Here is a 15,343-nt window from a genome sequence, read left to right as displayed (position 1 = left end):
GTGATTGTAATGAATGTAGAAAAAAATTTCCAAGTTTTTATTGACAGTGTTGCCAATTATTTTCGTCAATTAAATGATGAAGACATCGCGATTGCAACGCCTTACCTAAATGAAAATGATACTCCAATTGTTAGTGATTACACAGGTGTGATTGGCATTACAGGTAATAACAAAGGCTTGGTGTATTTTACCGCTCCAAAACCATTGTTGGAAAAAATGTTGCTTGTTATGCAAGAAAGCGACAACAGTGAAGATAATTTGATAGATTTGGTTGGCGAGGTTGCCAATACCATTTCGGGCAACGCTCGTTCACAGTTTGGGCCAGAATTTAACATTTCTGTACCGTTTGTATTCCGAGGCCAACCTGACAGCATTAATTTACCAAAAAATCGGCATTCATTTGTAATTCCATTGGAGTGGAAAAATTTGACGGCCGCTATTGTGATTTATCTACAAAACCCTTAATAAACTTGAGATAGCTTATGAAAGCTGAAAAATTATACGTATTTATTGATTCGGTAACCAATTTTTTTAAGCAAATCAACAGCGATAAAGTATTGGTGGATACGCCTTATATTCATGACAATGAAAAGCCTTTGGCATATGACTTTAGTGGGATTATTAACATCACAGGTCCGCTTGAAGGTTCGGTGTATGTAAGTTCTGAAACCCCAATGTTGCGTAATATTTTACACACGATGGGTGAGCCTGACAAATCAATCCATCTGTTAAAAGATCTTGTCGGTGAAATTGCCAATACGGTATCTGGTAATGCTCGTAAAGAATTTGGTTCGGAGTTTATTATTTCTCCACCAGTTATTGTGGACGGTGTGCCAACGTCAACTTATTTGCCAAAAGAACGCCGTTCTTATATCATTCCTGTAACTTGGGATAAATATAAAACCATTATTGGCATCTGCTTGCAATAAACTGTAGCAATAAAGCAATAAATTTGTAACAAAAACTGCAACAAATCAGCGTGATGAAAAAGACGATATAAAAATCGTCTTTTGCTAAAATCGTTTTTGCTAAAACGATTGGTGTAGTATTTTATAAATGGTATTTGCCATAATTTTGCCAATGCCTTTAACTTGTTCAATTTCTGCTTGCGATGCCCCAAGGAGTTGTTGCATACCGCCAAAATGCGACAACAAGTCTCGTCTGCGTTTTTCACCAAGATTTGGAATGACCTCCAATACCGAACCTGAACGACGTTTATCACGTTTTTTGCGATGTTGCGTAATGGCAAAACGATGGGCTTCATCGCGAATGTGCATAATTAAGTGCAAGGCTTTGCTGTTAGCTGGTAAATCTAGGGATTCGTGATCAATAAAATGCAACACCTCAAGCCCTGCTTTACGTTTTTCGCCTTTTGCCACGCCAATCAGCAGGGTTTCATGAGTTTTACCCAATTCATCTAGCACTTGTTTGGCTGCGTGTAGTTGTCCTTTACCGCCGTCAATCAACAACACATCAGGCAACATCATTTTGCGATAACGACGCATCAGAGCTTGCTTCATTGCACCATAATCATCACCGCCGGTAATGCCATGAATGGCGTATTGACGATAATCACGCTTTCTAAGCCCACTGCTGTCGCACACCACGCAACTGGCAATTGTCGCCTCGCCCATGGTATGCGAAATGTCAAAACACTCAATGCGATCAAGTGGGCGATCTTTTAAAACATCGGCTAACGCGTTTTTTAAGGCCAAATAACGCGATTGAATTTCTAAATAGTCGCCTAATTTGCTGTGCAACGCATTGCTACTGTTTAGTTTTGCTAAAGACAACCATTCGGCACGTTGTTCGCGTACGTGGGTTTTTAGCACCACTTTTTTGCCAAAAGTTTTACGCAATGCTTCGGTAAGTGCATGTTGATCGCAAAGTTCATGACTTAAGATAATTTCATCGGGTAAATCATCACTTACTTGAAAATAAAAAGATGCAACAAATGCGGATAAATTATTATTTAATGTTTCTAAATTATCTACATCGGGAAAATAATTATTGCCACCGAGCATTCTACCGCTGCGCACATTCATGACATGAACACAAGTGATGCCCATCTGCTGACTGATAGCGATGATATCTGCTTCGCCTTTTGCTGTGTAAACCGCTTGTTTTGCTTGCATATCATAAAGCATAGACAATTGATCACGGTAAAAAACCGCTTGTTCAAAGTCTAGATTTTCTGCTGATTGCTCCATTTTTTTAATCAAAGTTTGTTGCAATTGGTTGTTTTCACCTTTTAAAAATTGTAAGGTATTATTCACATCTTCTAAATAATCTGCTTGTGAAATCAATCCAACACATGGGGCTTTACAACGTTTGATTTGGTATTGTAAACAAGGGCGACGCCGGGCGTTAAAAAAAGCATTGCTGCATTGACGCACTTGAAACATTTTTTGCAGAAGCAACAAGGTTTCTTTGGCGCAATGAGCAGATGGAAATGGCCCAAAAAAGCGTCCTTTTTGGTGCTGTCCTTTGCCACGCCCATATGCCAAACGTGGAAATTTATCTGTAGAAACAAATACATACAGATAAGATTTGTCATCTCTTAATAGTACATTATAGGGAGGTTTGTGTTGCTTTATTAAATTTTGTTCCAACAATAACGCTTCGGTTTCTGATCGGGTAATCAGTGTGTGAATGTTGTCAATGCGTTGCACCAAGGCACGCGTTTTTGGGTGTTCAATGGTTTTGGCAAAATAGCCAGACACTCGGTTTTTTAAGGATTTGGCTTTACCAATGTACAAAATATCACCATTTTTGCCGATCATTTGATACACGCCGGGCAGATTTGGTAGGTTTTTGATAAGATTTGCTAAACGCTCTTTGCGTTCTGATTTAATAATCTTAGGATTATTGTTTAATTTTGCTAAATTGTTGGTATGATTTATTTTTGGCATAAGGAGCTGGGTTTTTTGTGAATATTGGCTGTTTGTTAGCATGAACTGTTTTATTTATAGTTAATTGCTATATAAGCATGATGGTGGCTATTTTCAAATTTTTTGCAAATTTTATGGGGCAAAGATTAAGTTTGGTTGCTACAAATTTACATTGATTTTTGGCAAAAAAACTTTATGATAAACCATCAGTCATTTTAAATAAAATTATGTTTAAATAAAATTATGTTTGGAGAAAGTCATGTCATTTGTCAAAAATTTAACCAAAATCGCAGGTGAAAAACTGAATCTTTGGCAAAAGCCACGCTTGCTTGCCAAATTATTTGGTCTGTACGCACCATACCTTGGGGCGGGGGTCAGGGTGGATAACATTGATTTTGCCAATCATCGCATTAGCGTGAGTATGCCCTTAACCAAATTTAACCAAAACATCGTTGGCACACAGTTTGGCGGTAGTTTGTACTCCATGACTGATCCGTTTTTTATGGCACTGCTGATGAATGCCCTTGGCAATGAGTATGTTGTGTGGGATAAAAGTGCAAGCATTGATTTTATTAAGCCCGGAACCACCAAAGTTACCGCAGATATTTGGGTGTCTTGTGAAGAGATTGCGACGATCAAAGAGCTTACCAAAGACGGTAACGCTGTGTTTCGAGATTATGTGGTTGCTATTAAAGATGAACACGGTGATATTGTTGCCAAAGTTGACAAAAAACTCTACATTCGTTTGCGTAAGTTTAGTAAATCAAAAGATATCAATCCGCGGTTTTAATGGTTTTGTCAAAACAATTAAGTAAGAATAAAAACACTAAATTTAATAAAAAACACTAGTTAACAAAAACACTAAGTTAACAAAAACACTAAGTTAACAAAAACACTAAGTTAACAAAAACACTAAGTTAACAAAAACCGTCAGAATAGGTAAGTGAGAATATAATGTTATCGGATTTGCCAAAATTAAAACAAGCCGATTTGCAAAGTGGCATAGCTATCCAAAATTTTTTAAAAAACTGTGAAGAGATTTTTGACAATGCCTTGGCAAATGGAATTGGTATTCGTCAAATTGTGCAATGTCGCAGCCAGATTGTAGATGAATTGTTAGGAGCATTGTTTGATTTTTATGAATTAAATCAAACAGATATGGTGCTTTTTGCAACAGGTGGCTATGGACGCGGTGAATTGCATCCACATTCAGATGTGGATATTTTGTTGTTAAATGATGGTGAAATTGATGATGTGCTTAACCAAAAAATTTCACCGTTTTTGGCAAATTTGTGGGATATTGGCATCGAGCCTGCGATTGTGGTGCGATCGGTTGAAGAATGCGATGTGGCTTGCCAGGATATTACCGTGGCGACAGGGCTGCTTGAGGCTAGGTATTTGGCAGGGCAGGCGCGGTTGGCAAAATTGCCCTTGCAATTATTGGCAAAAAATTGGACGCAGGCTGGTTTTTATTGGGCGAAAATGCATGAAGCCAAACAGCGATATTATAAGCACAATGCCACGGAATACAACCTTGAACCTGATATAAAAAATGCCCCAGGTGGCTTGCGAGACATACATATGATTGGGTGGGTGTGGAAGCAATATGTGCGTGTCAATCGTCTGTATGATTTGGTGCAACAGAATTTTATTACCGAAAAGGAATTTGATGAGATTCAATTGGCCGAGGATTTTTTGTGGCAAGTGCGTCATCATTTGCACCGTATGACAATGCGTAATGAAAATCGACTTTTGTTTGATTATCAACGCAGCATAGCAAAAAAAATGGGCTATACTCAAACTACGACCGATAGCAAAAATGCAGGCGTGGAGCGTTTTATGCGTGATTATTATCGATTTGCAATGTCCAATGCCAATTTGTCCGAAATGTTGACTCAACATTATTATGAAGTGGTGATTGAAACAGCATTGCCTGATGATGAAAAACCTGTGCACAAACTGATTAATGAACGTTTTAAATTGGTAGGCAATCAGATCGCTGTGGTGCATAATAAAGTGTTTGCTCAATCACCTTGGGCAATTTTGGAATTATTTTTGTTAATGGGGCAGATGAATATTAAGCACATTCGTACGCGCACCTTGCGAGTGTTGGCAATAGCAAGTCTTGGCATTGACAAGCATTTTCGCCAAAATCCTTTGCATCAACAATTATTTATGGCAAATTTAAAAGAACAAAACTTGTTGTTTTGGCGATTGCGAGTGATGAAACGCTATGGCGTGCTTGGGCGTTATTTGCCAAAATTTGGGTGGATTGTTGGATTAATGCAATATGATTTGTTTCATCGTTATACGGTAGATGCTCATATTTTGTTGTTGGTGCGTATGCTTCATCGTTTTACCGATGACAATTACGAAAAATCACTGCCCTTGGTAAGTGGTATTTATCGGCGGATTAAGCGCAAAGAATTGCTGATTATTGCAGCAATTTTTCATGATATTGCCAAAGGGCGTGGTGGCGATCACAGTGCGCTTGGTGAACAAGATGCCATTGAGTTTTGTTTGACGCATGGTTTAAGTCAAGCCGATGCAGATTTGGTTGGTTGGTTGGTTGGACAACATTTATTAATGTCGTTAACGGCACAAAAAAAAGACATTTCTGACCCTGCAGTGGTTGCAGATTTTGCTGAAAAAGTAGGCAATGTTACCTATCTTAATCATTTGTATGTATTAACCGTTGCTGATATGAATGCAACCAATCCACAGCTATGGAATAGTTGGCGATCGAGCCTTATGCGACAGCTTTATACTCAAACGCGGCGGATTTTGCGTGCCGATATTGACGCACCGATGAATCGCCAAGATATGATTGCCAATAATCAACAAATTGCTAAAAATTTGTTGGCAAATGACACGCAATTATCCAGTGGTGATATTGCTCAAATTGAAAGTCTGTGGCAAGAGTTGGGCGATGAATATTTTTTACGAGAAATGCCAAGTGATATTGTTTGGCATTCTAAAGCCATCGTGCATCATGAAAACAGTGCACTGGCACAAAATCCACTGATTATTTTGCGCGAACACCGCGAATTGGCATTGGACGCGGTGCAAGTGTTTATTTATACGCAAGATGTCTCCAATCTGTTTGCAGTTACCATGTCGGTATTTGACCGAATGAATTTGGACGTGTTGGATGCGCGGATTATCACCGCAAGCCGCGATTTTGCGCTGGATTCGTATGTGTTGCTTGATCGGCATGGTACGATTTTGACCGATACGTTACGCCAACAGGATTTGGTTAACTGCTTAAATAAAGCATTTAAAAACCCCAACGCACCCAGTGTGATAAAAAAAGTATTGCCTAGAGAATTAAAGTATTTTAACGTACCAACTAAGGTAAGTTTTGAGTTTAATCCTGAAACCAAGCAACATATGATGATTTTGGAGGCTTTGGATCAGCCGGCGTTATTGGCACGCGTAGGCCAAGTGTTTTTACAACATGACATCGAAGTGCATTTTGCGCGTATTACCACGCTTGGCGAACGGGCAGAGGATATGTTTTTAATTAGCAATCGCACCGACACGGCACTAGATGATACCGTGCTTGAAAAACTCAAACAAGATTTAATCACGGTGTTATCGGTAAATACATAACCAAACCTTTTACCATCAATCTTTTACCGCCAAGGTAACGGTGTAAGTTTTGCCTTGTTTCACTTTAGTGGTATTGCCAAACACTTCGCTAAACGAGCGCTTCATAAAATCTCTTAAGCCGTTAATGGTTACCACATAAAAGCGGCCACCTGTTGTCATGTGTTCATAGGCATCAAGTAAATACAAATAATGCTGTTCTTTACTGGCCTTGGCAGGCAAGTTGCTCATGACCAAGGAAAATTTTTGTGTTTTGTCAACATGATAAAAACCATTGGAAAGTTGGACATTGGCATTGTGAAGTTGATTGTTTTTACAGTTAAGTTTGGCATATTCTACTGCAACAAAATCCTTGTCAATGAGTAAATGCTGGCCGTTTGGACATTCTCGGCTGGCCGTCATACCAAGCACGCCGTAACCACAACCCAAATCAATGCTGTTGTCATCGTGTTGAAAATCAATGTAATCCAGCAACATTAAGCTGCCATCGTCCAGTTTTTCAGGGGAAAAAATGCCCCAAGTGCTGCTAAAATGAAACGTCTTGCCAAGCACGTCTTGGCTAAAAGTGATGTTTTTGCGCCAATGGGCGGATTTTTTGAGCAGATCTAAGTCTATTTGGTGCATGTTTTTGCCTTTAATGTTTTTTATTATATGTTTTTTGCTAATTTTTGATTAAGCGTTAAATGACCTTGCTAAACCGATTTTTGTGTTTTTTGGTTAAATATTCATCAAAGACCATAGCGACATTGCGTCCAAGCAACCGGCCTTTTGGCAATACACGGATACCCATAGCGTCAATATCAACGAGTTTATCGTTTTTCATATCTTGTAATTGTCCAATTTCATCAATAAAATACGTAACTGCATCAATGCCATAACGCATATTGACATCTTTAAAATCGACATAATCGTGGCATAGTAAATTCATAATCACATACCTGCGCAACTCATCGGTAAGTTTGACATGAATGTGTTTTGTTGCAGGCAATTGATTGGCATTGATTTTTTGTTGGTATTGCGATAAATCGGTGTCATTTTGTAAAAAATGTTGTCCAATTTGGCTTATTGACGATACGCCAAAACCGAGCAAATCACAATTGCCATGAGTGGTATAACCTTGAAAATTACGGTGCAATTTGCCTTCGCGTTGGGCAAGGGCAAGTTCATCATCAGGGCGAGCAAAATGATCGATACCAATGTACTGATACCCTGCATTTGAAAGTGCCAAAATGGTATCACCAAGCATGGTAAGTTTTTCAGCAGGGCTTGGCAGATCCTTGTCTTTAATCTGTTTTTGTGGGGTAAAGCGTTCTGGCAAATGGGCGTAATTAAATACCGACAGACGATCAGGATTAATATCAATAATTTTGGCAACGGTATTTTTTAGGCTATCGGTTGTCTGATGTGGCAACCCATAAATCAGATCAATGTTAATAGAACGATAACCTAAACGCCGACTTTCGGTCATGACATTGCGAATAAGCTCTTCAGATTGAATGCGATTAACCGCAATTTGCACTTGTTCTTCCAGATCCTGCACACCAAAACTTACGCGGTTAAAGCCAGCTTTGCGTAAAGTTTCTAAAGTTGTTGGGCGTAATTCGCGCGGATCAATTTCAATGCCAAAATCGGCTGTGTCTTTATCACTAAAACTAAATTCTTGATGTAAAAAATCCCATAATTGCAACAGTTCATCATCACTTAAAAATGTGGGCGTGCCACCGCCAAAATGCACTTGTTCTACCATCGGATCGCCTTTTAGCAGGGAGCGTTTGTGCTTTATTTCACGAAATAAATATTCTAAATAATCACCAGAATTGCTGTTTTTCTTGGTGATAATTTTGTTGCAACCACAGTAATAACATAGCGTACGACAAAATGGAATGTGAAAATAAAGCGATAGGGGCACACGTTCATCACGATTTTTTAAAATATTTTCTTCTGTGCCCACTTGAATTGGCATAAATTCCAACGCAGTCGGATAAGAGGTGTAGCGTGGCCCTGAACGGTTGTATTTTTTGATGAGTTCTTCGTCAAACAGGCGCATTTGGCTGTCAAAACCACGATTGGCATTGGCATAAGGGTTTTGTAAAATTTCAGTTGGGCGTTTGGTAAAAGGTTGTTCGTCAAATGGCAGTTGGCTCATGATGTTTCTCAATTGGGTTTTTATTTGTAAAACTTAGATTGCTAAAGTTTAGATTAACTACAAAATAGATTAATAGTATTTAAGTTAAAGGTTAAAACTAAAAGGCTAAAACTAAAAGGCTAAAACTACATCGTTTATTGAGGCAAAGTGTTGCGATAGCTTAATGCCTCGGTCAAATGTGGCGTGTCAATGTTGGCACTGTTTGCCAAATCTGCAATGGTGCGTGCCACGCGAACAATACGATGATAGCCACGAGCTGATAAATTTAGGCGCTGTCCTGCCATTTGGAGCAGTTGTGCTTGGTTATCACCGAGTTTGGCAAATTGTTCCAACTCACCGGGGGTTAATTCGGCGTTTGGTTTGCCCTGACGTTTTTGTTGAATTTCATAGGCACTTAATACGCGTTTACGCACGCTTGCTGAACTTTCACCAAGTTTTGTCGATTGTAAATCACTCATAGGCAAATTTGGTACAGTAACAAACAGATCAATACGGTCAAGCAACGGCCCTGAGAGCTTTTCTTGATAGCGTCTGATTTGTTCAGGGCGACAGGTGCAACGTCTTGATTTATCACCATAATAGCCACAAGGGCAAGGATTCATTGCACCGATCAGTTGAAAATTGGCCGGAAATTGAGTTTGGCGGTTGGCACGACTGATGATAATTTGTTTGTTTTCAATTGGTTGTCTTAACACTTCTAACACTTTTCGGTTAAATTCAGGGATTTCATCTAAAAATAAAACCCCAAAATTTGCCAATGAAATTTCACCGGGCTTAGGATTTGAGCCGCCACCGACCAATGCAATGGCCGAGGTTGTGTGATGGACTTGACGAAAAGGGCGGCTGCCAAACACATAAGGCAAGTTTGCGATTGAATAAATACTCGCCACCTCTAGGGCTTCATCTTCGGTTAACGGCGGTAAAATGCTTGGCAAGCGTGATGCCATCAAGGTTTTACCCGTGCCCGGCGATCCGCAAAATAACAATGAATGCCCGCCACTGGCACAGATTTCCAATGCCCGCCGAGCTTGATGTTGCCCTTTGATATCAGCCAAATCCAGTTGTGCAACAACAGGCGGTTGGCTTTTTTTGGCTTTACTGGCGGATAATGGATTTTCACCTGACAAATGTTGACAAACTTGTTGCAAATTGTCTGCTTCTAAGACACAAAGACTGTCTACTTTTACCGCTTCATCGGCATTGGCTTTAGGTAAAATTAACGCCCGTCCTTGTTGTTTTAAGGAGCGTGCCACCGCCAAAGCCCCTGCAATTGGGCGTAATTCACCATTTAATGCCAATTCACCAATAAATTCATAATCTTTTACTTGAGCTACATCAAGTTGTCCGCTTGCCACCAAAATACCAATTGCAATTGGCAAATCAAGCCTTGCACCATCTTTTGGCAAATCGGCAGGCGCAAGGTTAATGGTCAATCTTCGGTTGGGAAATTGAAAACCGCTATTGATGATAGCAGAACGCACGCGATCTTTACTTTCGCGCACGCTGGCTTCAGGCAAGCCCACGATAGTAATAGCCGGCAAGCCTTGTGATAAATGCACCTCTACGGTAACACTGGGGGCGTTTAAGCCAACAACCGATCTGGTAAAAATTTGGGCAAATGACATAAAATTCCTTAAAATGTAAATTATTGTTCGTTTTGCACAATTTCTACGATGTTTAAATCAAAACCCGACAATGCGTTAAATTTTATTGCGCTGGATAACAACCTCATGTCTTTTACGCCCAAATGACGTAAAATCTGGGCCCCCACGCCAATTGTGCTATACGGTTGACGTTTGACATTTCGAGTGGCCGGTTTTTCGTGGTTGACTTTTTTGGCAAGATTATCAAGGGCATAAGCCATTTCTATTTCATCACCATGTCCAATCCACACAAACACACCGCGTTCACAATTTGCCAAAAACTCAAGGCTTGCGTAACTATTCCAGTTGGATTTATTGTTTAATGAAATGCCAAGCAAATCGCGTAACGGTTCAAAAGTATGCACGCGCACGGCGGTTTCACCTTGTTTTGGATCGCCTTTAACAAGGGCAAAATGCACATCATCTGAACCGTATTCACAAAAACGGTAAAACTCAAATTCACCAAATGCGGTGGTTAATGGAAAACGGGCAATTTCTTCTACCGTTTGTTCATTGGCAAGGCGATACTCAATCAAATCAGCAATTGTACCAATTTTTAGGTCGTGTTGTTTGGCAAAAAGCTCCAAATCATCACGGCGTGCCATAGTGCCATCGGGTTTTATAATTTCCACAATCACACTTGCTGGTTCAAGCCCTGCCAACCTTGCCAAATCACAGCCTGCTTCGGTATGTCCTGCACGGTGTAATACGCCTCCTTTTTTTGCCATAATCGGAAAAATATGCCCAGGTTGCACGATGTCTGACGGCTTGGCATTTGGAGCAACGGCGGTTAAAATCGTGGTTGCACGATCGGCCGCTGAAATCCCTGTGCTAACACCCTCGGACGCTTCAATGGACAATGTAAAATTGGTGCTAAATTTTGCCCCATTTTTATCACTCATTAATGCCAAATCAAGTTGCCTACAGCGCGCTTCAGTGAGCGTCAAACACACAAGACCGCGTGCGTGGGTAATCATAAAATTAATCGCTTCAGGCGTAATGTGGCTGGCCGCCATAATCAAATCACCTTCATTTTCACGATCTTCATCGTCCATCAAAATGACCATTTTGCCATGTTTGATGTCATCAATAATCTCACAAATGTTGTTTAACGCCATAGACTATCCAGTTTGAATTGCTGTTTATTTATAAAATGTTTGTTTGTAAAAATTGTTGTTACTGTTGTAAACTGCTCAATTGTAAACCGCTAAATTGTAAACTGCTAAATTATAGGCTTAAATAAGGATAATTGCCACAAAAAACAATCTCATCAATCAAGTTTGTGCCTGTTTTTAACACATGATGTTAAAAAATAGTTGCAAAACAGATACAAAACTTTGCTAACTCTAAAAAATTGTAAAGTCTTGGTAAAACTGTGTTGGTTGTTGGCAAAAATGGTTGTTTTGCCAAAAAAATCTGCTATGCTAACTTTTATGTAGTTTTATTATTTATGTATTTTCATGTAATTTTAATTTAACCAAACCAAATTTTGGAGTTTTCATGTTAAAAACATTCAACAAAAAAATTGCGTTAGTGGCATTACTTGCTTTGCCCTTTGGTATTGCTTATGCAGATTTAAATGATCGTCATGATAGCATGGACGATCAGATTGAAACCCAAATTTATCAAGATAAAAATTTTAACACCATCAAACAAAAAGCCATCGAAATGTTGCAACAAAAAGGCTATCGTGTCGCGGACATTGATGCCGACGATTATCGTGGCAAACCGTCATTGAGTATAGAAGCCTACAAAAACGGTCAAGAGTACGACATAGAAATGTTGTATCCGAGTCTAAAAATCGTAAAAGAAAAGATCGATCGTTAATGCTGTTTTTGATATGGTTTTTTGCAAAGCCAAATTTTTACCAGTAAAAAATCTAAAATTACAAAAATCCATAATTTTTTGTTATGGATTTTTGTTTGTTTGATACAATATTGGAATTAAATTGTTTAAACTAAAAATATTTAAACTAAAAATATTTAAATATTGGGTTTAGATTTAGCAAATTTTGTGAAAAATCAAAAACAACGTATAATAGTGGTTTTAATTACCGCTAAGATAAAATTTTATGAAAACACTTGCAAATAATCCAGAAGCTGTTGAAAAAATGCGCATTGCAGGCAAACTTGCATCCGATGTGTTGGTTATGTTAGATGAATATGTCAAAGAGGGCGTTAGTACAGGTGTACTGGACAAAATTGCCCACGATTATATTGTAAACGTACAAAAAGCCATTCCTGCCAATGTTGGCTATCACGGTTTTCCAAAAACTCTGTGTACCTCCATTAATCATGTGGTTTGTCATGGCATACCGTGCGATGAACGTATTTTAAAAGACGGCGACATCATTAACATCGACGTTACTGTGATAAAAGACGGCTATTATGGCGACACATCTCGTATGTGGATTATTGGCGAGGGTTCTGTTATGGCAAAACGCATTTGCAAAGTTGCCCAAGATGCCTTGTATGCAGGTATGAAAGCGGTGCGCAATGGTGCTTATATGGGCGATATTGGCGAGGCTATTCAAAAAGTTGCCGAAGCTGAGCGGTTTAGCGTGGTGCGTGAATATTGTGGGCATGGCATAAGCGATGTGTATCATGACGAACCGCAAGTTTTGCATTATGGCAAAAAAAATACAGGCATTCAGTTAAAAACTGGTATGACTTTTACCATTGAGCCTATGATTAATCAAGGTGTTTGGCAAACCAAAGTCATGCAAGATAAATGGACAGTTATCACCAAAGATCGCAAACTTTCCGCCCAATGGGAGCACACACTTATGGTAACAGAAAACGGTTGTGAGGTTTTTACCGCTCGCCCTGATGAAGATTTGAGTTTTTTAACTGTTTAATCTAATCTTAAATTAATATAATCTAATCTAATAAAAGTGGGTTGGTTTATCCAATCCACCAATTTTTTTAAAAAAAGTAAAAATAAATCCCCCTAAAAAACAAACACTTACACAAAAAACCCCAAAAACCCCAAAAAACCCCTTGACCTATCCAAAAACTTCTATATAATACGCACCCACTTAAGCAACAAAGCTTAAACAAATAATTTAATTAAAAATAAAATCATTTAATTAAAAACAACTTAATTAAAATAAGTTAATTAAAACAACTTACTTAATCTTAATCAAAAGTTTTTTTAATCAAAAGTTTTTAATTAAAAAAAGCATAAAAAATAAAAAACAGCTTGACAATAAAAATAAAGCTGATAAAATATGCAACTCTTAACAGACGATGTTAAGAACAAAACTAAATAACAAATTAAAATAAAAAACAACTTGTGTAGATTTTCTACTGGCACAAATAAATATATAAAACAAAAAACTTTTTATATTCTTTTGTACAGAAGAAAACTTTCGTAAGTTTATTTGAGCAAACAGTATAAAAAGAGCCTGAGTTTGACTAATAACATAATAATAAAATATTATGCAAAAATCAACTCTAAATAAAAGATTAAACTGAAGAGTTTGATCATGGCTCAGATTGAACGCTGGCGGCAGGCTTAACACATGCAAGTCGAACGATGATTATCCAGCTTGCTGGATAAGATTAGTGGCGAACGGGTGAGTAACATTTAGGAATCTGCCTCATAATGGGGGATAGCTTGGGGAAACCCAAATTAATACCGCATACGTCCTACGGGAGAAAGATGGCGCAAGCTGTCGTTATGAGATGAGCCTAAACCAGATTAGCTAGTTGGTGGGGTAAAAGCCTACCAAGGCGACGATCTGTAGCTGGTCTGAGAGGATGATCAGCCACACTGGGACTGAGACACGGCCCAGACTCCTACGGGAGGCAGCAGTGGGGAATATTGGACAATGGGGGAAACCCTGATCCAGCCATGCCGCGTGTGTGAAGAAGGCCTTTTGGTTGTAAAGCACTTTAAGTGGGGAGGAACAATTATCAATTAATACCTGATAATCTTGACGTTACCCACAGAATAAGCACCGGCTAACTCTGTGCCAGCAGCCGCGGTAATACAGAGGGTGCGAGCGTTAATCGGAATTACTGGGCGTAAAGCGAGCGTAGGTGGCTAATTAAGTCACATGTGAAATCCCTGGGCTTAACCTAGGAACTGCATGTGATACTGGTTGGCTAGAGTAGATGAGAGGGGGGTAGAATTCCAGGTGTAGCGGTGAAATGCGTAGAGATCTGGAGGAATACCGATGGCGAAGGCAGCCCCCTGGCACCATACTGACACTGAGGTTCGAAAGCGTGGGTAGCAAACAGGATTAGATACCCTGGTAGTCCACGCCGTAAACGATGTCTACTAGCCGTTGGGTGTCTTGAACACTTAGTGGCGCAGTTAACGCGATAAGTAGACCGCCTGGGGAGTACGGCCGCAAGGTTAAAACTCAAATGAATTGACGGGGGCCCGCACAAGCGGTGGAGCATGTGGTTTAATTCGATGCAACGCGAAGAACCTTACCTGGTCTTGACATATCTAGAATCTTGCAGAGATGCGAGAGTGCCTTCGGGAATTAGAATACAGGTGCTGCATGGCTGTCGTCAGCTCGTGTCGTGAGATGTTGGGTTAAGTCCCGCAACGAGCGCAACCCTTTTCCTTACTTGCCAGCGGGTCATGCCGGGAACTTTAAGGATACTGCCAGTGACAAACTGGAGGAAGGTGGGGACGACGTCAAGTCATCATGGCCCTTACGACCAGGGCTACACACGTGCTACAATGGTAGGTACAGAGGGTTGCTACACAGCGATGTGATGCCAATCTCAAAAAGCCTATCGTAGTCCGGATTGGAGTCTGCAACTCGACTCCATGAAGTCGGAATCGCTAGTAATCGCGGATCAGAAAGCCGCGGTGAATACGTTCCCGGGCCTTGTACACACCGCCCGTCACACCATGGGAGTTGATTGCACCAGAAGTAGTTAGCCTAACGCAAGAGGGCGATTACCACGGTGTGGTCGATGACTGGGGTGAAGTCGTAACAAGGTAGCCGTAGGGGAACCTGTGGCTGGATCACCTCCTTAAAACAGTGGTAGTAGAGAATCTACAGCAAGTTGTTTTTTATTGAGTAAGCAGCT

The 15,343-nt window shown here is 39.8% G+C and carries 11 protein-coding genes and 1 rRNA gene; 7 read left to right on the top strand and 5 right to left on the bottom strand.

Annotation, left to right across the window (positions count from 1 at the left end; translation table 11 throughout):
- The first annotated feature begins 9 nt into the window (after positions 1–9).
- Positions 10–465, top strand: coding sequence for a chemotaxis protein CheX (locus MOMA_RS01745; RefSeq protein ID WP_009766900.1), 456 nt, complete (start codon positions 10–12; stop codon positions 463–465).
- A gap of 17 nt (positions 466–482) precedes the next feature.
- Positions 483–929 (top strand): chemotaxis protein CheX, encoded by a 447-nt coding sequence (locus MOMA_RS01740; protein ID WP_009766899.1) that lies wholly within the window; start codon positions 483–485, stop codon positions 927–929.
- A gap of 99 nt (positions 930–1,028) precedes the next feature.
- Here the strand turns inward: MOMA_RS01740 and uvrC are convergent, their stop codons facing one another.
- Positions 1,029–2,912, bottom strand: a complete 1,884-nt coding sequence (uvrC, locus tag MOMA_RS01735; RefSeq protein ID WP_083874854.1) for an excinuclease ABC subunit UvrC — start codon at positions 2,910–2,912, stop codon at positions 1,029–1,031.
- Positions 2,913–3,150: 238 nt separating this feature from the next.
- Here uvrC and MOMA_RS01730 point away from each other — a divergent pair, with 238 nt between their 5' ends.
- Positions 3,151–3,681 (top strand): DUF4442 domain-containing protein, encoded by a 531-nt coding sequence (locus MOMA_RS01730; protein ID WP_009766897.1) that lies wholly within the window; start codon positions 3,151–3,153, stop codon positions 3,679–3,681.
- Positions 3,682–3,845: 164 nt separating this feature from the next.
- Complete coding sequence (gene glnD, locus MOMA_RS01725) at positions 3,846–6,503, top strand: [protein-PII] uridylyltransferase (RefSeq protein ID WP_009501483.1); 2,658 nt, start codon at positions 3,846–3,848, stop codon at positions 6,501–6,503.
- A gap of 15 nt (positions 6,504–6,518) precedes the next feature.
- Here the strand turns inward: glnD and MOMA_RS01720 are convergent, their stop codons facing one another.
- The 4 genes from MOMA_RS01720 to ribB form a co-directional block, all read right to left on the bottom strand.
- The gene (locus MOMA_RS01720; protein ID WP_009501481.1) at positions 6,519–7,124 is read right to left on the bottom strand and encodes a class I SAM-dependent methyltransferase; all 606 of its coding nucleotides are present in this window, start codon (positions 7,122–7,124) and stop codon (positions 6,519–6,521) included.
- 55 nt (positions 7,125–7,179) lie between these two features.
- Positions 7,180–8,646 carry an oxygen-independent coproporphyrinogen III oxidase gene (hemN, locus tag MOMA_RS01715; protein ID WP_009501479.1) on the bottom strand — a complete coding sequence of 489 codons (1,467 nt, stop codon included), beginning with the start codon at positions 8,644–8,646 and terminating at the stop codon, positions 7,180–7,182.
- A gap of 134 nt (positions 8,647–8,780) precedes the next feature.
- Positions 8,781–10,271, bottom strand: a complete 1,491-nt coding sequence (locus tag MOMA_RS01710; protein ID WP_009501478.1) for a YifB family Mg chelatase-like AAA ATPase — start codon at positions 10,269–10,271, stop codon at positions 8,781–8,783.
- A gap of 20 nt (positions 10,272–10,291) precedes the next feature.
- Positions 10,292–11,407, bottom strand: a complete 1,116-nt coding sequence (gene ribB, locus MOMA_RS01705) for a 3,4-dihydroxy-2-butanone-4-phosphate synthase (RefSeq protein WP_009501477.1) — start codon at positions 11,405–11,407, stop codon at positions 10,292–10,294.
- Positions 11,408–11,789: 382 nt separating this feature from the next.
- Here ribB and MOMA_RS01700 point away from each other — a divergent pair, with 382 nt between their 5' ends.
- From MOMA_RS01700 to MOMA_RS01690, 3 genes are all read left to right on the top strand, one after another.
- Positions 11,790–12,116, top strand: a complete 327-nt coding sequence (locus tag MOMA_RS01700; RefSeq protein WP_009501476.1) for a PepSY domain-containing protein — start codon at positions 11,790–11,792, stop codon at positions 12,114–12,116.
- 244 nt (positions 12,117–12,360) lie between these two features.
- A complete protein-coding gene (map, locus tag MOMA_RS01695; RefSeq protein WP_009501475.1) occupies positions 12,361–13,146 on the top strand; it encodes a type I methionyl aminopeptidase in 786 nt (261 codons plus the stop codon).
- 612 nt (positions 13,147–13,758) lie between these two features.
- Positions 13,759–15,289, top strand: a 16S ribosomal RNA gene (locus MOMA_RS01690).
- Positions 15,290–15,343: the final 54 nt, after the last annotated feature.

This window comes from Moraxella macacae 0408225 (genome assembly GCF_000320365.1).
GTDB classification, from domain to species: domain Bacteria; phylum Pseudomonadota; class Gammaproteobacteria; order Pseudomonadales; family Moraxellaceae; genus Faucicola; species Faucicola macacae.
This window is presented reverse-complemented; position numbering and strand designations above follow the sequence as displayed.

What these genes read in the sequence shown, in the direction of transcription:
- MOMA_RS01745 (WP_009766900.1), top strand. Translation starts at nt 10, where the DNA reads ATGAATGTAGAAAAAAATTTCCAAGTTTTTATTGACAGTGTTGCCAAT.
- MOMA_RS01740 (WP_009766899.1), top strand. Translation starts at nt 483, where the DNA reads ATGAAAGCTGAAAAATTATACGTATTTATTGATTCGGTAACCAATTTT.
- uvrC (WP_083874854.1), bottom strand. Translation starts at nt 2,912, where the DNA reads ATGCCAAAAATAAATCATACCAACAATTTAGCAAAATTAAACAATAAT.
- MOMA_RS01730 (WP_009766897.1), top strand. Translation starts at nt 3,151, where the DNA reads ATGTCATTTGTCAAAAATTTAACCAAAATCGCAGGTGAAAAACTGAAT.
- glnD (WP_009501483.1), top strand. Translation starts at nt 3,846, where the DNA reads ATGTTATCGGATTTGCCAAAATTAAAACAAGCCGATTTGCAAAGTGGC.
- MOMA_RS01720 (WP_009501481.1), bottom strand. Translation starts at nt 7,124, where the DNA reads ATGCACCAAATAGACTTAGATCTGCTCAAAAAATCCGCCCATTGGCGC.
- hemN (WP_009501479.1), bottom strand. Translation starts at nt 8,646, where the DNA reads ATGAGCCAACTGCCATTTGACGAACAACCTTTTACCAAACGCCCAACT.
- MOMA_RS01710 (WP_009501478.1), bottom strand. Translation starts at nt 10,271, where the DNA reads ATGTCATTTGCCCAAATTTTTACCAGATCGGTTGTTGGCTTAAACGCC.
- ribB (WP_009501477.1), bottom strand. Translation starts at nt 11,407, where the DNA reads ATGGCGTTAAACAACATTTGTGAGATTATTGATGACATCAAACATGGC.
- MOMA_RS01700 (WP_009501476.1), top strand. Translation starts at nt 11,790, where the DNA reads ATGTTAAAAACATTCAACAAAAAAATTGCGTTAGTGGCATTACTTGCT.
- map (WP_009501475.1), top strand. Translation starts at nt 12,361, where the DNA reads ATGAAAACACTTGCAAATAATCCAGAAGCTGTTGAAAAAATGCGCATT.